We start from the raw sequence: 19,606 nt of genomic DNA, 5'->3' as shown, positions 1-19,606 counted from the left end.
TCAAACGGCCCCGTCCTGCCCCATTCGGGCAAGGCGGGGCTTGACGATGGGCACGGTCAGCATGGTGCTCATGACCGCCATCAGCAGCAGGGCGGTGAACGTCTCGGGCGTGATGATCCGCTTGTCGAGCAGCACGTTGACGAAGATGATCATGATCAGGGCCTTGGTCTGGAGCATCCAGCCGATCACCGTGGCATCGCCCTTCTTCCAGCCCAGCAGGCGGCCGGCCAGGTGCACGCCGGCCAGCTTGCCTGCCACCGAGGCCAGCAGGAACAGCAGCGCCGCGCCCATGACCAGCAGGCCGCCCATGCCCCAGTCGGTGCGAAGCCCGGTGCTGAGGAAGAATACCGGCATGACCGTGAGCAGCAGGAATTCGCGGAACAGGTCCAGCTTCTCGCGGCTGAACCAGCGGGCGTCGAGCACGACACCGGCAAGGAAGGCGCCGACCATGAAATGCAGGCCGGACCAGTCTGCGGCGAAGCTGACCAGCGCCAGCCAGATCAGCGACACGAACCATCGGTCCTGTTCGCCCAGGCGCTTGAACAGGGCGCGGACCAGGAACGAGGCCGCCGCAAAAGCGAGAAGGAACAGGCCCTGCCGTCCCACGCGCTCCCAATCGACGAGGATCAGGGCGAGCACGCCCCAGATGGCGATATCGTCCAGGCTGGCATAGCGCAGCAGCCGCTGGCCGAGCGGTTCGCGGAACACGCCCAGCTTTTCCATCAGCAGCACCAGGATCGGCAGCGCCGTGACCGCACAGGCCATGCCCACGCCAAGCACGGCCTGCGGATAAGTGCCCTTCGGCCCGATCCATCCGGGCGTGCGCAGTAGCAGGGCCGCGGCGATCGATCCGAACAGCAGCGGCGTCAGCAAGGCGCAGGCGGCGGTGAGCGTGGTCTCGCCGCGGTGCTTCCAGGCGTCGGACAGATCGAGTTCCACCCCGGCGACGAAGACGAACATCATCACCGCCCACCATGCCACGCCGTTAAGCGCGGTCATGACTTGCGGATTGAAGACGAAGGCATGGAACGCGGGCGCGGCATGGCCGAGCACGCCGGGGCCGAGCAGGATGCCGCCGATGATCTGGACGACGACCAGCGGCGCCCAATGTTCGGTGCGAAGCAGCCGCCATACCAGGTACGGCGCGCCGAGGATGATCGTCAACGCGATCAGATAGATTTCGGTCGTCCCCATCGGGTCCCCATTCCCATGTTTCTTATCGGGGGGATGGATGCCTTGCCCGGTCGGAATGGACAATCGGGACCGCTGGGTTTTTCCGGGAGTTTTCCGGATTGCAATCGAATGAGTGTGTTGCCGGCCGCCCTCACGCCTCATTTCCTGGAGCGTGAGACCCCCATTTCGTCGGGCGACGAAAAGGAGGTCTCACGCTCATGTAATTCGGGCGATGCCCGTAATTCGGGCGATGCCCTACCTTGTTGTCAGTCGAGGTTGGGGCGCAGCCAGCGTTCGGCCACGGCAAGGTCCACGTCGCGGCGTTCGGCATAGTCTTCGAGCTGGTCGCGGCCGATGCGGGCCACGCCGAAATACTGGCTTTCCGGGTGGCCGAAGTAGAAGCCCGAGACGGCGGCGGTGGGCAGCATGGCCTGGCTTTCGGTCAGGGTGATGCCTGCATTGTCCTGCGCCTTCAGCAGATCGAACAGCATCGGCTTCAGCGAATGGTCCGGGCAGGCCGGATAGCCGGGCGCCGGGCGGATGCCGCGATATTCCTCGCGGATCAGGGCTTCGTTGGTGAACTGCTCGTCCGGCGCATAGCCCCAGAGCGTCGTGCGGACATGCTGGTGCAGGCGTTCGGCGAAGGCCTCGGCGAAGCGGTCGGCCAGCGCCTTCAGCAGGATGTCCGAATAGTCGTCATGCGCGGCCTGGAAGCGTTCGAGGTGCGGTTCGATGCCGTGGATGCCCACCGCGAAGCCGCCCAGCCAGTCGCCCGCCGGATCGACGAAGTCGGAAAGGCAGTAGTTGGCGCGGCCGCGGCTCTTCTTGAACTGCTGGCGCAGGAACGGCAGGCGGACGAAATCCGGGCCTTCATGGACGCCCTGCTGGATGGCGTCGTAGACGACCTCCGGGTCCATGCCGCCGGCGCCGACGATCACGTCGTCATCCTTGGTCGCGGCGGGCCAGAAGGCGCAGACGCCCTTGGCAGTGAGCCACTTTTCCTCGACGATCTGCGCGAGCATCGCCTTCGCGTCGGCAAACAGGCTGCGGGCGCTTTCGCCCACCACGTCGTCCTCGAGAATGGCAGGATACGTGCCTGCCAGTTCCCAGGCGCGGAAGAACGGCGTCCAGTCGAACACGTCGACCAGTTCGTTCAGGTTCCAGTCCTCGAAGACATGGAGGCCGGGCTTCACCGGTGCACCCGGCTTCTGCGCGAAGTCGGCGGAGAAGCCGTTGGCGCGGGCGTCGGCGATGGAGAGCAGTTCGCTTTGACCCTTGCCTTCGCGGGCCACGCGGACTTTCTCGTATTCGTCCGCCGTCGAGGCGATGAAGCCGGTGGCCTGGGTGTCGGACAGCAGCTGCGAGGCGACGCCGACCGCGCGGCTGGCGTCGAGCACATGGACGACGGGGCCTTCGTAGGCCGGGTCGATGCGCAGGGCGGTGTGGACCTTGGAGGTCGTGGCGCCGCCGATCAGCAGCGGGATGGTCATCCCGGCGCGCTGCATTTCCTCGGCCACGGTCACCATCTCGTCAAGCGAGGGGGTGATGAGGCCCGAGAGGCCGATGATGTCCGCCTCGTGCTCGTTGGCGGCCTCGAGGATTTTGCTCCAGGGCACCATGACGCCAAGGTCGATCACTTCGTAGCCGTTGCACTGAAGCACGACGCCGACGATGTTCTTGCCGATGTCATGGACGTCGCCCTTGACGGTGGCCATGATGATCCGGCCCTTCGCCTTGGTCTTGGCGTCCTTTTCCGCTTCGATGAACGGAATGAGGTGGGCCACGGCCTTCTTCATGACGCGGGCCGACTTTACGACTTGCGGCAGGAACATCTTGCCCGAGCCGAACAGGTCGCCGACCACGTTCATGCCGCCCATCAGCGGGCCTTCGATCACTTCGATCGGGCGGCCGCCGCGAGCCGCGATCGCGGCGCGGGCTTCCTCGGTATCCTCGACGACATGAGCGTCGATGCCGCGCACCAGCGCGTGTTCGATGCGCTTGACCACGTCCCAGCCGCGCCATTCCTCGGCGGCCTTTTCGGCCACGGCGTCCTTGCCCTTGAAGCTCTCGGCCAGTTCGATCAACCGTTCGGTGGAGGTCTTGCCATCCTCGCCCACGCCGGGGCGGCGCATCATGATGACGTCTTCGCAAGCCTCGCGCAGGGCGGGGTCGATCTGGTCGTAGACGTCGAGCTGGCCCGCGTTGACGATGGCCATGTCGAGCCCGGCGGGGATCGCGTGGTAGAGGAACACCGAGTGCATCGCCCGGCGCACCGTCTCGTTGCCGCGGAACGAGAACGAGAGGTTGGAAAGGCCGCCCGAGAAGTGGACGTGCGGGCAGGCCTTGCGGATTTCGACCACGGCCTCGATGAAGTCCAGCCCGTAGCGGTCATGCTCCTCGATGCCGGTGGCGACCGCGAAGACGTTGGGGTCGAAGATGATGTCCTCGGGCGGGAAGCCGATGCCGGTCAGCAGCTCGTAGGCGCGCGAGCAGATCTCGATCTTGCGTTCGCGGGTATCGGCCTGGCCGGTCTCGTCGAAGGCCATGACCACGACGGCGGCGCCATAATCCATGCACTTGCGGGCCTGGGCCAGGAACGGTTCGACGCCTTCCTTCATCGAGATCGAATTGACGATCGGCTTGCCCGACACGCACTTGAGCCCGGCCTCGATGACTTCCCACTTCGAACTGTCGATCATCACCGGCACGCGGGCGATATCCGGCTCGGCGGCGATCAGCTTGAGGTAGGTGGTCATGGCCTCAACCGCGTCGAGCAGGCCTTCGTCCATGTTGACATCGATCACCTGCGCGCCGTTGTCCACCTGCTGGCGGGCCACGTCGACGGCGGTGGGATAGTCGCCGGCCATGATGAGCTTCTTGAACTTCGCCGAGCCGGTGACGTTGGTGCGCTCGCCGATGTTGACGAAACGGGCGCCGGAATGAATCGAGGTCATGGTGTGTGGTTCTCGTTGAATCAGTTTGGCCAGCGAATCAGTTCGCTAAATTGAGCGCGAGCACGAAATCGTCGTAGGTCTTGCCGCCCACGTCGAAAGTCCGGGTGCCGATCGTTTCGAAGCCGTGCTTGGCGTAGAAGGCGAGGGCGCGGTGATTGTCGTTCTTCACGCCCAGCAGCAGCCGGGAGTGGCTGGTCGCGGCAGCCTCGCGCACGATCCGCATCATGGTGCCGGCCATCATCGAACCCTGGAAGCGCGAGAACAGATAGATGCGCTTGAGTTCGAGGTCGCCTTCACCCGCCAGTTCCAGTTCGGGCCGGCAGAGCAGGGCATAGCCGACCGGGGCATGGCCCGGTTCGACTTCGGCCAGCCAGGCCCGCGCGCCATTGGCCAGGTATTTGCGGTAGTTCTCGGCCGAATGCTGCTTGAGGCAATGCGCGACGATGCCCGCGCCGTCGACGAGGCCGGCGAAGCTCTCGAGGAACGTCGCGGCGGCCACGAGGGACAGCGCATCGGCATCGTCGGCGCCCGCCGGGCGAATGCGCCAGATCGGAAATTCGGTCATCCCGTCAGCCGACCATGGTGAAAGGTTCGAGGCCGGCAAGGCGCGTGACCGGGGCCAGGGCGGGCAGGTGGCGCGGGGGCAGGCCCGCCACTTTCCGCGCCATGGCGGCGATGTGGTCCGGCGTGGAGCCGCAGCAGCCGCCCAGCACGTTGACTTGTCCCGCCACGGCCCATTCGCCCACGAAGCCCGCGGTGGTCTCGGGCATTTCGTCGTAGGCGCCCAGTTCGTTGGGCAGGCCGGCGTTGGGATAGATCATGATCAGCGTGTCGGCGAGTTCGGACAGCGTCTTCACATGCGGGCGAAGCTGGGTGGCGCCGAAGGAGCAGTTGAGCCCGATCGTCACCGGACGGGCATGGCGCACCGCGTGCCAGAAGGCTTCCACCGTATGGCCGGAAAGGTTGCGGCCCGACAGGTCGGTCAGCGTCATGGACATCATGATCGGCACTTCGCGGCCCAGTTCGGCTTCGAGGTGGCGCACGGCCATGATCCCGGCCTTGGCGTTGAGCGTGTCGAACACGGTCTCGATCAGGATGAAGTCCGCGCCGCCTTCCACGAGGGCGGCGGCCTGTTCCTTGTAGACGTCGACCAGTTCGTCCCAGTCGATCTCGCGGTAGCCGGGATCGTTGACGTCGGGGCTGAGCGAGAGCGTCTTGTTCGTCGGCCCGATCGCGCCGGCCACGAAGCGCGGGCGGCCGTCCCTGGCCTGGTACTCGTCGGCCAGGCGGCGGGCGAGCTTGGCCGATTCGACGTTGATCTCGCGCACGAGGTGCTCGGCGCCGTAGTCGGCCTGGCTGATGCGGTTGGCCGAGAAGGTGTTGGTCTCGGCAATGTCGGCCCCGGCCTCGAAATAGGCGCGGTGGATCGATTCCGGCACCTCGGGCTTGGTCAGCGCGAGGATGTCGTTGTTGCCCTTCTGGTCATGGGTAAGGCCGAGGTTGCCGGCATAGTCCGCTTCGCTGAGCTTCCAGCGCTGGATTTCGGTGCCGAAGGCGCCGTCCGTGATGAGGATGCGCTTGGCGGCTTCGGCGAGAAACTGTTCTCTGGCACTCATGGTTTTCGTCCTTACTCACCCGCACTCGGGGCCGGTTGTTCCGGGTCCGCTTCGGGCCGATCGCGCCTTGCTGCACGAACGGCCCGGAGACAAGTCCGCATGCTCGTCCGCGTTTCAGGCGCCCGGTTTCGGACGCAGACCGAGGAGCTGGCAGATCGCATAGGCCTGCTCGGCGCGGTTGAGCGTGTAGAAGTGAAGATCGCGCACGCCGCCTTCATAGAGCCTGCGGCACAAGTCGGCAGCGGCGACCGCGGCGACCAGCGCGCGCGGGCCGGGGCGCTCGTCCAGGCCCTCGAACATGGTTTCGAGCCAGCCCGGGATCTCCGTATTGCCCGACATGCGGCGGATCGCGGCGAAGCTCGTCACCGGCATGATGCCGGGCAGGATCGGCGCGAAGATGCCTGCGGCCAGCACTTTGTCGAGGAACCGGAAATAGGCGTCGGTCGAGAAGAAGAACTGTGTGATCGCGCGATTCGCACCGGCATCCAGCTTGCGCTTCAGGTTGTCGAGGTCGGCATCGGCGCTTGCCGCTTCCGGATGGACTTCGGGGTAGGCCGCCACCGAAATGTCGAAATCGTGCCGTGCCTTCAGGCCCGCAACGAGGTCGGCGGCGCCGGCATAGCCTTGCGGGTGCGGGGTGAAGACACCGCCGCTGCTCGGCGGCGGATCGCCGCGCAGGGCGACGATGTGGCGTACGCCGGCCTCCCAGTACTGGTCGGCGATTTCGGCGATCTCGTCCTTGCTCGCGCCCACGCAGGTCAGGTGGGCGGCGGGGACCAGCTGCGTCTCGCGAACCAGCCGGGACACGGTGGAGTGCGTGCGCTCACGCGTGGAACCGCCGGCGCCATAAGTCACCGAGACGAAGCTGGGGTCGAGCGGGGCAAGCTGGGTGATCGCGTCCCAGAGCTGTTCCTCCATCTTCTCCGTCTTGGGGGGGAAGAACTCGAAGGAAACGGAAATGTCGCCCGGCAGGTCCTCGAAAAGCGGGGCTGAGACCGGTCGTTCGGCGAAAGTCATGGGAGTTCGGTCTTTCTGTCTTGAGTCTCGGGGTTCTCGGAGGGTTCGGCAGCGGGCAGGCGCCGCGCCGTCCAGATCTTTACGGTCAGCGCATCGCTGGGCAGCGCCACCGGCGGTTCCGGCGCGAAGCCCGCGTCGGCCAGCAGCGTCTCCATCTGCTCGTCGGCGAAACCGAGGCGGGCGTGGGCGTGGCGCTCGCGCAGATCTTCGCGTTCGTGCGCGGCGAAATCGACCACGGCGATGCGCCCGCCCTCGCGCGTGACGCGGGCGGCTTCGGTCAGGACGATGCCGGGGGCCTGTGCATAGTGGAGCACCTGGTGGAACAGCACGGTGTCGAAACTGGCGGGTACGAAGGGCAGGGCGGTGAAGTCGCCCTGCAGCAACGAAACCTTGTCCGCTGGCAAAGATTGCAACCGTGCACGAGCAATTCGCAACATGTCCGGGCTCTTGTCGAGTGCGGTGACGTGGCCGGCCTTGCCCGCGAGCAGCTCGGCCATGCGCCCGGTGCCGGTGCCGACATCGAGCAGCGCACCCAGCTTCTGGCGTCCGAAAGCGGCGAGCAGTGCCGATTCGACCGGGCCGTCCGCGCCATGAAGCTGGCGCAGCGAATCCCATTCCTTGGCATGGCTGGCGAAGTAGGCCTGGGCGCTGGCCTCGCGGGCCTCGCGAATCGCAGCAAGCTGGCGGCGATCCTCGTTGCAGCGCGCCGAAAAGGCCGGATCGTCACGTTCGGCAATGGCAAGGAGCTGTGCGGCGGCGGCGCCCATCGGCGGCTCGCTTTTTTCTTTCACGGCCGTGCGCAGGAAGACCCAGCTACCTTCCTTGTGGCGCTGGGCGAGGCCCGCGTCGCACAGGATCTTGACGTGGCGGGACACTCTAGGCTGGCTCTGTCCGAGCACTTGCGCCAGCTCTCCGACCGCCAGTTCCATGTGTGCGAGCAGACGCATGATGCGTAGCCGCGTCGGCTCGGAAAGAGCCCTCAGAAGGGGGTCGATTTGCATGGTCTGGCATATAAAGATATCTTTATATGTGTGCAAGCCCTAGGATTTCTGCGGATTTCCGGCCCCTTACTTCCCGTTTGCGTTGCACCATTGTCTCGTCTAAAGAATGGCACCGCAGGCTTGCCTGCAAGCGTTGGCCTGTGCGCCAAACAATGCAAGGGGATTCGCATGAAGAAGATTGCTTTTGCCGCGTTCGCGTCGGCTGCCGCTCTGTCGCTCGCTGCTTGCGGTGGCGAAAAGCCCACCGAAGCTGCTACCGAGTCGGTTGAGACCCTGCCCGAGGAAACTCTGGCTGCTACCACCGAAGCGGCTACCGAAGAAGCCACCGCGGCTGCCGAGTAATCGGTTCGGGGGCCGCGTACCGACCTTCTTGGTCTGCCGGCCCCCAGTTGCTTTCCGCCTCTCTTGGAAATCAAGAGGGATCACGGAAAGTCCGTCCGAGACGGAAAAAGCCCTCCCCTCCGGGAGGGTTTTTTATTTGCCCGCACCGCGAAGGTGCGTTTGCCCCGGACGACAGGCATTTTGCACAGCATTATTTGCATGGCTGCGCTGCCCGATACGTGCACGTCTCATTTCCTATCGCCCGATTTTCAGGCCGACACTCGGGAGCCCGCAGCGAAAAACCCGCCTTGGACTCCCTGCGACATTCAGGTCACGGGCACTTGGTGAACTGACCCTTCTTGGCGCCCGAACTGAAGCGGCACTTGCCGTCCGTGCCCTTGACCACGCCGGGCGTGACTTTGGCGGTAGTGACTTTGGTGGTGGTCTTCTTGGTCGTCACGGTCTTGCAGGGCACGAACTTGCCCTGCGCATCGCGGCAGGAATTGGCTGCCAGTGATGGGGTGGCTGCCAGAACGCCGATTGCCGCGGCGACGGTCATCAACTTGCGAATCATGATCGCTCTCCCTTTCGCACCTTCGCACAATGCCTCTGTACTTGCCTGCGCCGGGCGAGATGTCGCCCGTATGAACCTGGCCATCTGAAGCTTTACGTGCTGCCGGACGGCTGTGCCCGCCCCGCTGCCGGTCGGCGCTTCCGCGCTCTTCGTTTCATGACCATTCGAACAACTTTCGAAACCCGTGAATGTTTCTCTTGTCAGATCGAAAAAGCCGATCTAGAGGGCTGCCTCCCACGCCGCTGCGCGCGGGACCGGATCGCCCGCCCAGGTGCGATCCGCTGAAATGGACGGGGCCTTAGCTCAGCTGGGAGAGCGCCTGCATGGCATGCAGGAGGTCAGCGGTTCGATCCCGCTAGGCTCCACCATTTCCCCGCGACATTCGCGAACTTCCCGATTTATCAGAGAGATGCTGTCAGGCTCATCGCCTGTCCGATGCCTATTGCCTGCTGGCCTGGCGAGAAGCGCGGACGGGGTGCAGGCCATCCCGGGCCGGCAATGGCGCTGTACTGCAGGGCCGGGCCCAAGGTCTTCCCATCCCGGACAAACCTGCCCATAGCACCGCCATGCTTTCCCGTGTTTCTGCGTCATTGCCGCCGCTCGCTTCCTGGACTTCCGCGTTGATCGCCGCCCTGATCGGGTTCGGGGGCACCGTTGCCCTGGTGGTTCAGGCCATGCAGGCGCTGGGAGCCGAGGCCGGGCAGGTCGGTTCGGCAGTGACGGCGCTTTGCCTCGGCATAGCGGTGGCCGGGGCGATTCTCTCGCTGTGGACGCGCATGCCGGTGGTGCTGGCGTGGTCCACGCCGGGCGCGGCTCTGCTGGCCGCGAGCAACGGCGGCGCGGCCTGGCCGGTCGCGATCGGCGCCTTCATGGCGGCGGCGACGCTGATGTGCCTGCTGGGGCTGGTGCCCGCACTCGGGCGGCTGGCCGCGCGCATTCCCGCCTCGGTGGCTTCGGCCATGCTTGCAGGAGTGCTGCTGCCGTTCTGCCTCCAGCTGTTCCGCACCCTGGAAACCGACGCGCTGCTGGTCGTGGTCCTGCTGCTGGTCTTCGTCATCGCCCGACAGCGTTTTCCGCTCTATGCCTTGCTGCTGGTGCTCGTCTCGGGCGTGGCGGTCGTACTGACGCGCGGTGATGTTGCCGGATTCGCGCCTCGCTCGCTGATCGGCGGGCTGGAGCCGGTCATGCCCGCCTTCGACCTAAAGGCCGTGGCCAGCATCGGCGTTCCGCTGTTCCTCGTCACGCTGGTCTCGCAGAACCTGCCCGGCCTCGTCGTGCTGCGGACCGCCGGTTACGAGCCTCGGCCGCAGCCCCTGCTGCTGGGCACGGGGCTGGCGACGATGCTGCTTGCGCCGTTCGGCGCCCACGGCGTCAACCTGGCGGCCATCACCGCGGCGATCTGCACCAGCTCCGATGCTCACCCGGATCAGGCGCGCCGCTGGACGGTGGGGTTGATCTACGCCGGGTTCTACCTGGCCCTGGCGCTGTTCTCCGCGCCGCTCGTGCAGTTCTTCCTGACCATGCCCAAGGCCTCCATCGCCGCGTTCACCGGCATCGCCCTGATAGCGCCCCTGTCGGGTGCGATCGAGAACATGCTCATCGAGAAGACCGAGCGCGATGCCGCGATCCTGACTTTCGCGGCGACGGCGTCCGGCGTTTCGCTGCTCGGCATCGGCTCGGCGTTCTGGGGGCTGCTGGCCGGCTTTGCGGCCCTGGCGGCCAAGGCGGTTTTCGCGCGCCGAAATTGACCTCCCGGCCGGCCCGCCGTAACGCGCGGGACATGACCGTAACCCGCTTCGCTCCCTCGCCCACCGGGCACCTCCACGTCGGCAACATCCGCACGGCGCTGCACAACTGGCTGCTGGCACGAAAGGGTGCCGAGGGGCAGGCGGGCGCCCGGTTCCTGCTGCGCATCGACGACACCGACGCCGCGCGCTCGAAGGAGGAATATGTCGAGGGCATCCGCGCCGACTTGTCCTGGCTCGGCATCGCCTGGAGCGGCGAGGAGCGCCAGTCGGCCCGTTTCGCGCTTTACGAGCGGGAATTCGAAAAGCTGAAGGCCGCCGGGCGCGTCTATCCTTGCTGGGAAACGCCGCAGGAACTGGAGCTGAAGCGCAAGGTCCTTCTCGGCCGGGGCCTGCCGCCGATCTACGATCGCGGCGCCCTGGCCTTGTCCGAAGCGGAGAAGGCGGCGCGAATCGCCAGCGGCGACCTGCCGCACTGGCGCTTCCTGCTCGACCGGGACGAACCCATCGTCTGGGAAGATGGCATTCGCGGCCCCCAGAAGTTCGATGCCGCGCAGATGAGCGACCCGGTGATTCGCCGCGCTGACGGTTCATGGCTCTACATGCTGCCCTCGGCCATCGACGACGTGGACATGGGTGTCACCCAGATCCTGCGCGGCGAGGATCACGTCTCCAACACCGCGGCGCAGGTCCAGATGTTCACCGCGCTCGGCGCGCCGGTCCCCGCTTTTGCGCACGAGGCGCTGTTGGTGGGTACCGAAGGCAAGCTGTCCAAGCGCCTCGGCTCGCTGGGTGTCGCGCATTTCCGGGAAATCGGCATCGAGCCGCAGGCCGTCGTGGCGCTGCTCGGGCGCCTTGGCACCAGCGATCCGGTCGATCCCGCGCTGGATGCGGAAGCACTGGCGGCGGCCTTCGATCTTTCCCGCTTCGGACGCGCGCCCGCCCGTTTCGACGAGGTGGAACTGCAGCGGGTCAATGCCGCCGTGGTCCATGCGCTGCCTTTCGAGGCCGTCTCCGACCGGCTCCCGGATGAAATGGACGCCGGGGCGTGGGAAACGATTCGCCCCAACCTGTCATATGTCCACGAGGCCGCCGACTGGTGGACCGTGGTGATCGGTCCGATCGAGGTGCCCACGCTGGCCGAGGAAGACCGCGCCTATCTGGCCGAGGCCGTCGCCGTACTGTCGAAGCTCGAATGGAGCGACGGGGTGTGGAAGGCGCTGACCGGGGCGCTCAAGGATGCCACCGGGCGCAAGGGCAAGGGGCTGTTCCTGCCGCTGCGCCTGGCGCTGACGGGGATGGAGCATGGGCCGGACATGGGCGCGCTGCTGCCGCTGATCGGGCGCGAAGAGGCTCTGGCGCGGCTCAAGGTCGTGGCGGGCTAGAGAAATAAAGAAGGTCTGGGGGATGATCCCCCAGACCCTCGGAATGGGTTCGCCGCGCGCCGCCTGACGCGGTGCGATCCTGGCGTTACTCCATGAACCAACCGTGGCTCGCCACCAGCGACTGCCCGGTGAGCGCGTTGGTCTGGAACCCTGCGAAGAACAGCGCCACTTCGGCGATGTCGTCCACGGTGGTGAATTCGCCGTCGACGGTCTGGCCCAGCATCACCCGGCTGACGACTTCGTCCTCGGAAATGCCGAGTTCCTTGGCCTGCTCGGGGATCTGCTTGTCCACCAGGGGCGTGCGCACGAAGCCGGGGCAGATCACGTTCGAACGGACGCCTTTCTTGCCGCCTTCCTTGGCGATCACGCGCGCCAGGCCGAGCAAGCCGTGCTTGGCGGTGACATAGGCGGATTTCAGCGGGCTCGCTTCCTTCGAATGGACCGAACCCATGAAGATGATCGAGCCGGCATTCTGCGCATACATGTGCGGCAGCACGGCCTTGGAGGTGAGGAAGGCGCCGTCGAGATGGATGGCCAGCATCTTCTTCCAGTCGGAGAAGGCGAACTGGTCCACCGGATTGACGATCTGGATGCCGGCATTGGAAACCAGCACGTCCACGGTGCCCCAGGCCTCTACCACCTTGGCGACGCCGGCATTCACCTGATCCTCGCTGGTCACGTCCATGGCGACGGCGAGGGCGGCAGTGCCGTACTTGGCTTCGATCTCGTCGGCAGCCTTCTGCGCGGCGTCCATGTTGAGGTCGGCGATCGCCACTTTCCCGCCCTCGGCCGCGTACTTGTGGGCGATGGCATTGCCGATTCCGCTGGCGGCGCCAGTGACGATGCAGGCCTTGTCCTTCAGTTTCATCTACCTACTCCTCGTTGTTCGATCCCTGGGGGTGCCTGGGCCGGCGCTTGCCTGCGAGGTCGAACGTCATGATTTCGTCGGGCTTGAGGCGGCGTCCGGTCCAGCGGCCGTCACGCAGGGAAAAATGCGCGTCCGCCTTGCCGGCTTCCCAGTGCTCGGTCACCGTCATGCGCGAGAACTCGTAGTCCTTCGACATGGTTTCATAGCCGCGCGGGCGGTTGATGAGGTGGAGGACCGCCACCGCGCCGGCGGGGCGGCAGCCCAGCAACTGGCGCAAGTCCGGGTCGTCCTGCAGTTCGGGCGGCAGCTTGTGGCAAAGCCGCTGAGCGGCAGCGCGCATGTCCTGGAGGCGCTTGGACAAGTCGGTGTTCAGGCGCGTGCGGCTGGAGAAGCGGATGTCCTTCTCGCGCTGGGCGATGTCGGCCATGGTCTTGGGCACCGCCCCGCGCGAGGGGAAGAGGTCGACCTGGAACACCGTCATTTCGCAAGGGCTGCGATTGTCGAGCACGTATTGCAGCGGCGTGTTGGAGACGAGGCCGCCGTCCCAGTACCACTCGCCGTCGATTTCCACCGGGGGGAAGCCGGGGGGCAGGGCGCCGCTGGCCATGATATGCTCTGGGCCGATCTTGCGGTCGCTGGCGCCGGATCCCCTGGCATTGTCGAAATAGGCGAAGTTGCCCGTCATCATGTTCACCGCGCCGACCGAGAAGCGGGTCTCGCCGTGGTTGATGCGGTCGAAATCGACGAGGTCGAGCAGGGTCTGCCGCAAGGGGGTGGTGTCGTAGAAGCTGAGACGGCCGATTTCGTCAGGCCATTCCGGCAGAGGCGTGGGAATGCGCGGCGTGAAGAAGCCGGGGACGCCGAACGTCGCGGCCCAGGCGGCCGCAGTCTCGTTGAAGGCGCGGCGGGCGAAGCCGTTGCCCACGTCCAGCCGGTAGAGCAGCTCGTGGCTTACCCCGTCCCAGAAGCTGCGCAGTTTGCCGACCCGCTCTTCGGGCGCGTTGCCGGCGATGATCGCTGCGTTGATCGCGCCGATCGAGATGCCGGCCACCCAGTCCGGCGCGTGGCCCTCTGCGGCCAGCGCCTCGTAGACACCGGCCTGGTAGGCCCCGAGAGCGCCCCCGCCCTGCAGGACGAGCACCGACTGCGGGGCGTCGGAAGACGAAGACGAAACGGCAGCGCTTTCGGCATTCATGGGCAGGGTCCTGCGCATGGGGATGTTGCGATGCAACAAGTGGGACCGTTGGGCCGGGCTTTCAATAGTTTATTCGGGGGGGATCTGGTAAGTGCCGCAACCTCGTCACGCCGCCACTTCGCTCAGGCTCCCTTCGCTCGCCGCTTCGAGCAGGCGGCGCTCCAGGGCCTTGATCCGGCTGGATGACGTCAGTTTCTCGCCGAGCAGATCGGTGACGTAGAAGGTATCCGCCGCGCGCTCGCCATACGTGGCGATGTGTGCGGAGTGGACCATGAGCTTCGATTCGAACAGCGCATGGGCCAGCCGGTTGAGCAGCGCCGGACGGTCGCGGGCGTTCACTTCCACCACGGTGAGACGGTTGGAGGCCTTGTTGTCCACCAGCACGCGCGGGCGCACGTCGAAGGCATCGGCGCGGGGCCGCGCATCGGGACGGGCCACGAGTTGCGGCAGGATCTTGATGCGGTTGGCCAGCGCGTTCTCGATCGAGGAGCGCAGGCGGGCGAGCTGGGTCTCTTCCATGAAGGGCCGGCTGAGCGGGTCCTGCACCAGGAAGTTGTCCACCGCGCGGCCGGTGCGCGTCGTGTGGATGCGGGCATCGATGATGTTGCCGCCGGCCAGGTGGATGCCGCCGGCGATGCGGTAGAACAGGCCGGGATGGTCCGAGGCGATGACGGTGACGAGCGTCGCGCCGCGCGCCGGATAGTATTCGGTCGCGATCGAAAGCGGCTCTTCCTGCGAGGCGTGGAACTGCGCCAGGTTCTTGATGATGACGTCTTCGGGTTCGGCGATCCAGTAGGCGTCGGCGAACTGGGTGCCGAGTTCGTCGACCAGAGCGGCATTCTCGGCGGCGCTGTCGGCGACGATGGCCTTCTTGGCGGCCACGCGCTTTTCGCGGCCGAACTCGACGTGGCCAAGGCGCAGGCGTTCCTCGGTGGCACCGTAGAGTTCGCCGATGAGCTGGCGCTTCCACGAATTCCAGGTGCCGGGCCCCACCGCGCGAATGTCGACGATTGTGAGGAGCGTCAGCTGGCGCAGGCGGTCCACCGATTGCACGAGTTCGACGAAATCGGTGATCGTCTTGGCGTCGGACAAGTCGCGCTTGAAGGCGGTGGCGGACAGGATGAGGTGGTGCAGCACCAGCCAGGACACCAGCTCGGTCTCCTCCTCGTCCAGCCCGAAGCGCGGGCAGAGCTTCAGCGCGATCTCGGCGCCGATCTCGGAGTGGTCGCCGCCGCGGCCCTTGGCGATGTCATGCAGCAGCACCGAGGCATAGAGCGCGCGGCGCGAGCGGACCTTGTGGATGATCTCGTGGCTGAGCGGATGGTCCTGCTTCAGCTCGCCCTTCTCGATGCGGGCGAGCAGCCCGATGGCGCGGATGGTGTGTTCGTCCACAGTGTAGTGGTGGTACATGTCGAACTGCATCTGCGCGTTGACGCGGCCGAATTCGGTGACGAATCGGCCGAAGACGCCCGCCTCGTTGAACGAGCGCAGCGCCACTTCGGGATTGTTGCGGCTGGTGAGCAGTTCCATGAACAGCTCGTTGGCGCGCGGGTCGCGGCGCACGTCCTCGCGGATGAGGGCGGCATCGCGCGATACCAGGCGCATGGTCTCGGGATGGATTTCCAGGCCTTCGCGGTCGGCGATGACGAAGATCTCGATCAGGCGCACGGGATCGGCCTCGAACCAGGTCTCGCCCGGCGCCATGATGCGGCCGCCGAAGACCTTGTAGCCCTTCAGCGTGCGCGGACGGGCGCGGAAGCCCGCCAGCAGCCCGCGCGGCTGGCGCTTGGCGAACTGGTCGTCGAGCTGGGCCAGGAACACGCCGGTGAGGGTGCCGACCATCTTCGCCTGGAGGAAGAACATCTGCATGAACCGCTCTACCRCGCTCTTTCCGGGGCGGTCGGAATAGTTCATCCGCGCCGCGACCTCGCGCTGAAGGTCGAACGTCAGGCGGTCCTCGGCGCGGCGGGTGATCGTGTGGAGGTGGCAGCGCACCGCCCAGAAGAAGTTCTCGGCCCGGCGGAAGGCGCGGTATTCCTTGTGAGTGAGCAGGCCCACGTCCACCAGTTCGCTGGGGTCGCGCACCTTGTGGATATATTTGCCGATCCAGTAGAGCGTGTGCAGATCGCGCAGGCCCCCCTTGCCCTCCTTCACATTGGGCTCGACCACATAGCGGCTGTCGCCCATGCGCTTGTGGCGTTCCTCGCGCTCGGCCAGCTTCTCGACCACGAACTGGCGCTCCGTTCCGGCGACGACATCCTTCCAGAACCGCGCGCGGACTTCCTCGTAGAGGTCCTGGTCGCCCCAGACGTAGCGGCCTTCCAGCATGGCGGTGCGAATGGTGAGGTCCGAGCGGCTCATGCGGACCATGTCGTCCACCGAGCGGCTGGAATGGCCGATCTTGAGCCCCAGGTCCCAGAGGAAATAGAGCATCGCCTCGATCACCTGCTCGCACCAGGCGGTCTGCTTGATCGGGGTGAGGAAGGCGAGGTCGACGTCGGAATGGGGCGCCATCTCGCCGCGTCCATAGCCGCCCACGGCGATGATCGACAGGCGCTCGCCCTTGGAGCGGTTCATCGCCGGATAGACGTGCGTGGAGACGTGATCGTGGATCACCCGCAGCAGCTGGTCGACCAGATAGGCCTGCGCTTCGGCCACCTCGTGCCCGGCGGAGGGCTTTTCCACGAGGCGGCGGGCGATTTCGGCCCGGCCCTGCTCCAGCGCCTCGCGCAGGAGTTCGACCACTTGCTTGCGGCCCTTGGCAGCCCCCGGACCGGCAACGACGGCTTCGATGGCCTCGACCAGCGCGCGGCGGTCGATCACGGAACGGGGCGAGGGAATGCGAATTACGCTCATGTCGGGCGATATCTAGACATTCAAAGGCTTGGGGGGAACAGCGACGTGTCGCATCCAGCAGATTTTGCGGCGTCCTGGGGACTGCGACGCAAAATCCGGCCTACCATCGCCCCGCAGCCTATGCCAGAAGGCGCACAGCACGGGCGCCCAGCACCGCTGCACAAGCACGGGCGCCCAGCACCGCCGAGGCCGTCCGGCCCGGCGACCTTACGAGATTTACGAGGTCGAGCACTTGTCCCTGACAGCACTTGCCGCAGCCGCCGCCGCCGAAGTTCACCAGCCGATCTACTGGGTCAACCTGGGCCTCAAGAACTACCTGTTCCGGATCGGCAGCTTCGAGCTGCGCTGGTATTCGCTGGCCTATCTGGCGGGCATCATGCTCGGCTACTGGCACCTTTCGCGCATGATCAAGGCGCCCGGCGCGCCGCTGGCGCAGCGCCATGCCGACGACCTGTTCTTCTACTGCACGATCGGCATCATCCTCGGCGGCCGCCTGGGCTATGCGACGTTCTACACCGGCGGCGACACCGGCATTCCCAGCCTCTGGTCGGATCCGGGCGCGCTCCTGTCGCTGTGGCACGGCGGCATGAGCTTCCACGGCGGCCTGATCGGCGTGCTGCTGGCGATGGCCTGGGTATCCTGGCGCGGCAAGCTCGATTTCCTGCGAGTGGCGGACTATATCGCGGTCTGCGTGCCGTTCGGCATGATGTTCGGCCGCCTTGCCAACTTCGTGAACGGCGAACTCTGGGGCCGCGTGGTCACTAACCCGAACCTGCCCTGGGCCATGGTCTTCCCCGATGCCGGCCCGCTGCCGCGCCATCCCAGCCAGCTCTATGAAGCCGGCCTGGAAGGCCTGGCGATGATCGTCATCATGCTCACCCTGTTCTGGAAGACGCGGGCACGGTTCCGTCCGGGCCTGCTGGTCGGCGTGTTCACCACCGGCATCGCCTGCGCGCGCTTCACCGTGGAGTTCTTCCGCGAGCCCGACGCCCAGCTTCAGGACTTCGCCGCGCGCACCGGCCTGTCGATGGGCCAGTGGCTGACGATCCCGCTGATCCTGCTCGGCCTGCTGCTGGTCGCCCGCGCCCTGGCGAAGCCGGCGCTGGCCACCGTCCGTCCGGTCACCGCCTGATCCCGGCGCGATGACCGCAGACGATACCGGGGCGAGCGCCGAGCCGCTCACGGCCATTTTCCGGCGCCTGATCGGGACTTACGGGCCGCTCTCCCTGCTGCACTACATGGGCGAATCGAACGCCCGGTACTATGCCGACAAGGACCCGCTCGGCACGGCGGGGGACTTCATCACGGCCCCGGAAATCAGCCAGATGTTCGGCGAACTCGTCGGGCTCTGGCTGGCCGACGTCTGGATGCGCGCGGGCAGCCCCGTGCCGGTCCACTATGTCGAGCTGGGTCCGGGCCGCGGCACCCTGGCGCGCGACGCGCTGCGCACGATGAAACGCGTGGGTCTCGATCCGCAGGTGCATTTCGTCGAAAGCTCCCGCGCGCTCAAGGCGCTCCAGGCCCAGGCCGTGCCGCAGGCGCAATGGCACGACGACCTCGGCACCGTTCCCACCGACGTGCCGCTGCTGGTGGTCGGCAACGAATTCCTCGATGCCCTTCCGGTTCGCCAGCTGGTCAGGACGGCCAAGGGCTGGCGCGAACGCATGGTCGACTGGGCGGAGGACCGCTTCCGTCCGGTCGCGGGGGAAAAGCCGATGGACGCCGCGGTTCCGGGCGTGCTGGCCGATGCCGAAGAAGGCACGCTGCTGGAGACATGCCCCGGGGCCGCTGCGGTCATGCAGGAGCTTTCCGGGCGCCTTGCGGCCCAGGGCGGCGCAGCGCTGCTGATCGATTATGGCTATGCCGAGCCGCAGACCGGCTCGACGCTTCAGGCGCTGCGGGCCCATGCCAAGGTCGATCCCTTCACGGCCCCGGGCGAGGCTGACCTTACCTGTCTGGTGGACTTCGCCGTCCTGGCCGAGATCGCGGTGAAAGAGGGCGCGACATGGCAGGGCACCGTGACGCAGGGCGCCTTCCTGCGCGCCTTGGGGATCGATCTGCGCGCCGCCAAGCTGGCCGCCGCGGCGCCGCATCATGCCGATACTATTCAAAGGGCGAAGGATCGGCTTATCAGCGATGAGCAGATGGGAAGCCTGTTCAAGGTCATGGGCGTAAGCGGGCCGCAATGGCCGCAAGGCGCCGGATTCTAGAACGCGGCAGTGCTTCGCAGGTCTGGCGAAGGGGGATGCCGGGCCGGTGGCTGACGGGCCCGTCGCGGTGTGAGATCGGAACAGGGGTTCAACAGGGAAACGGTCATGGCAGTGCAGGGGGCAGACATGGGCGAGGCGGCGATTGCGGGGGCAGGGCTTAAACCTCCCAGAGGCCTGACGCCGCAGGACTTGCGCGGGCCGGACAGGCTGGAACGCGTGCTGGGCCTGCTGGCGCTGGTCATGCTGGGCTTCATCTTCGCTGCTCTGCTGCGCGGCCGGGACGAATGGGCGCGCGTGCCCTCGGTGGTCTGGGTCCATCTGGCCACCATCCTCGTCGCGCTGGTGCTGACGCCGGTGCTGCTGTGGCGCCGCCGGGGAGACGCACGGCACCGCGTCTACGGCTATGTCTGGAGCGGGGCGATGATGCTGACGGCGCTGGACAGCCTTTTCGTGCATTCGGGCGGGCCGGGGCGGTTCAGCCTGATCCACGTCCTTTCCGTGTTCGTGCTGGTCATGGTGCCGGTGCTCGTGCTGGCGGCAAGGCGGCACAACGGCGTCCGTCACCGCCGGACCGTTCGCGGCCTCATCATCGGCGCCCTGCTGATCGCGGGCTTCTTCACCTTCCCGTTCAACCGCCTGCTCGGCCACTGGCTGTTCGGCTGAGAAACGCGAAAGGGAGCAGGCATGGCCC

At 66.4% G+C, this 19,606-nt stretch carries 16 protein-coding genes and 1 tRNA gene; 7 read left to right on the top strand and 10 right to left on the bottom strand.

Annotated elements, in window-relative coordinates:
- The 6 genes from AB4Z00_RS04005 to AB4Z00_RS03980 all read right to left on the bottom strand — a co-directional run bounded on the left by AB4Z00_RS04005 (position 1) and on the right by AB4Z00_RS03980 (position 7,761).
- On the bottom strand, positions 1-1,194 hold the full coding sequence (locus AB4Z00_RS04005; protein WP_132264740.1) for a cation:proton antiporter: 1,194 nt from the start codon (positions 1,192-1,194) through the stop codon (positions 1-3).
- A gap of 245 nt (positions 1,195-1,439) precedes the next feature.
- Positions 1,440-4,127: a methionine synthase gene (gene metH, locus AB4Z00_RS04000; RefSeq protein ID WP_442045011.1), complete on the bottom strand. Its 2,688-nt coding sequence runs from the start codon at positions 4,125-4,127 to the stop codon at positions 1,440-1,442.
- Positions 4,128-4,164: 37 nt separating this feature from the next.
- A complete protein-coding gene (locus AB4Z00_RS03995; RefSeq protein ID WP_132264743.1) occupies positions 4,165-4,692 on the bottom strand; it encodes a GNAT family N-acetyltransferase in 528 nt (175 codons plus the stop codon).
- Positions 4,693-4,696: 4 nt separating this feature from the next.
- Positions 4,697-5,743 (bottom strand): homocysteine S-methyltransferase family protein, encoded by a 1,047-nt coding sequence (locus AB4Z00_RS03990; RefSeq protein ID WP_442045010.1) that lies wholly within the window; start codon positions 5,741-5,743, stop codon positions 4,697-4,699.
- A gap of 114 nt (positions 5,744-5,857) precedes the next feature.
- A complete protein-coding gene (metF, locus tag AB4Z00_RS03985; protein ID WP_442045009.1) occupies positions 5,858-6,760 on the bottom strand; it encodes a methylenetetrahydrofolate reductase [NAD(P)H] in 903 nt (300 codons plus the stop codon).
- Positions 6,757-7,761: an ArsR/SmtB family transcription factor gene (locus tag AB4Z00_RS03980; RefSeq protein WP_442045008.1), complete on the bottom strand. Its 1,005-nt coding sequence runs from the start codon at positions 7,759-7,761 to the stop codon at positions 6,757-6,759. Before AB4Z00_RS03980 ends, metF begins: the two co-directional genes overlap by 4 nt.
- Positions 7,762-7,929: 168 nt before the next feature.
- On the opposite strand from AB4Z00_RS03980, the gene AB4Z00_RS03975 reads away from it, so the two are divergent.
- The gene (locus tag AB4Z00_RS03975) at positions 7,930-8,103 is read left to right on the top strand and encodes a hypothetical protein (RefSeq protein WP_021232409.1); all 174 of its coding nucleotides are present in this window, start codon (positions 7,930-7,932) and stop codon (positions 8,101-8,103) included.
- A gap of 310 nt (positions 8,104-8,413) precedes the next feature.
- Here the strand turns inward: AB4Z00_RS03975 and AB4Z00_RS03970 are convergent, their stop codons facing one another.
- A complete protein-coding gene (locus AB4Z00_RS03970) occupies positions 8,414-8,656 on the bottom strand; it encodes a hypothetical protein (protein ID WP_132264751.1) in 243 nt (80 codons plus the stop codon).
- A gap of 292 nt (positions 8,657-8,948) precedes the next feature.
- Here AB4Z00_RS03970 and AB4Z00_RS03965 point away from each other — a divergent pair.
- The 3 genes from AB4Z00_RS03965 to AB4Z00_RS03955 all read left to right on the top strand — a co-directional run bounded on the left by AB4Z00_RS03965 (position 8,949) and on the right by AB4Z00_RS03955 (position 11,786).
- Positions 8,949-9,024, top strand: a tRNA-Ala gene (locus tag AB4Z00_RS03965).
- A gap of 198 nt (positions 9,025-9,222) precedes the next feature.
- Positions 9,223-10,404 carry a benzoate/H(+) symporter BenE family transporter gene (locus tag AB4Z00_RS03960; RefSeq protein ID WP_442045007.1) on the top strand — a complete coding sequence of 394 codons (1,182 nt, stop codon included), beginning with the start codon at positions 9,223-9,225 and terminating at the stop codon, positions 10,402-10,404.
- A gap of 32 nt (positions 10,405-10,436) precedes the next feature.
- Positions 10,437-11,786: a glutamate--tRNA ligase gene (locus tag AB4Z00_RS03955; RefSeq protein WP_442045006.1), complete on the top strand. Its 1,350-nt coding sequence runs from the start codon at positions 10,437-10,439 to the stop codon at positions 11,784-11,786.
- Positions 11,787-11,871: 85 nt separating this feature from the next.
- On the opposite strand, the gene AB4Z00_RS03950 is transcribed toward AB4Z00_RS03955, so the two are convergent.
- The 3 genes from AB4Z00_RS03950 to AB4Z00_RS03940 form a co-directional block, all read right to left on the bottom strand.
- Positions 11,872-12,654, bottom strand: coding sequence for a 3-hydroxybutyrate dehydrogenase (locus AB4Z00_RS03950; protein ID WP_442045005.1), 783 nt, complete (start codon positions 12,652-12,654; stop codon positions 11,872-11,874).
- Positions 12,655-12,658: 4 nt separating this feature from the next.
- The gene (locus AB4Z00_RS03945; protein WP_132264759.1) at positions 12,659-13,849 is read right to left on the bottom strand and encodes a patatin-like phospholipase family protein; all 1,191 of its coding nucleotides are present in this window, start codon (positions 13,847-13,849) and stop codon (positions 12,659-12,661) included.
- A gap of 105 nt (positions 13,850-13,954) precedes the next feature.
- Entirely contained in the window at positions 13,955-16,705 is a 2,751-nt protein-coding gene (locus AB4Z00_RS03940; protein WP_442045004.1) for a [protein-PII] uridylyltransferase, read from the bottom strand.
- Positions 16,706-16,937: 232 nt separating this feature from the next.
- On the opposite strand from AB4Z00_RS03940, the gene lgt reads away from it, so the two are divergent.
- The 3 genes from lgt to AB4Z00_RS03925 all read left to right on the top strand — a co-directional run bounded on the left by lgt (position 16,938) and on the right by AB4Z00_RS03925 (position 19,578).
- Complete coding sequence (gene lgt, locus AB4Z00_RS03935; protein ID WP_132264763.1) at positions 16,938-17,837, top strand: prolipoprotein diacylglyceryl transferase; 900 nt, start codon at positions 16,938-16,940, stop codon at positions 17,835-17,837.
- Positions 17,838-17,847: 10 nt separating this feature from the next.
- On the top strand, positions 17,848-18,915 hold the full coding sequence (locus AB4Z00_RS03930; RefSeq protein ID WP_314464971.1) for a class I SAM-dependent methyltransferase: 1,068 nt from the start codon (positions 17,848-17,850) through the stop codon (positions 18,913-18,915).
- A gap of 105 nt (positions 18,916-19,020) precedes the next feature.
- Positions 19,021-19,578 (top strand): DUF2306 domain-containing protein, encoded by a 558-nt coding sequence (locus tag AB4Z00_RS03925; RefSeq protein WP_442045003.1) that lies wholly within the window; start codon positions 19,021-19,023, stop codon positions 19,576-19,578.
- The last annotated feature ends 28 nt before the right edge of the window (positions 19,579-19,606 follow it).

The sequence above is a fragment of the Novosphingobium sp. YAF33 genome, from assembly GCF_052113265.1.
Taxonomy (GTDB): Bacteria; Pseudomonadota; Alphaproteobacteria; order Sphingomonadales; family Sphingomonadaceae; genus Novosphingobium.
Note: the sequence above shows the minus strand (reverse complement) of the source record. Positions and strands in the feature narration are given on the sequence as shown.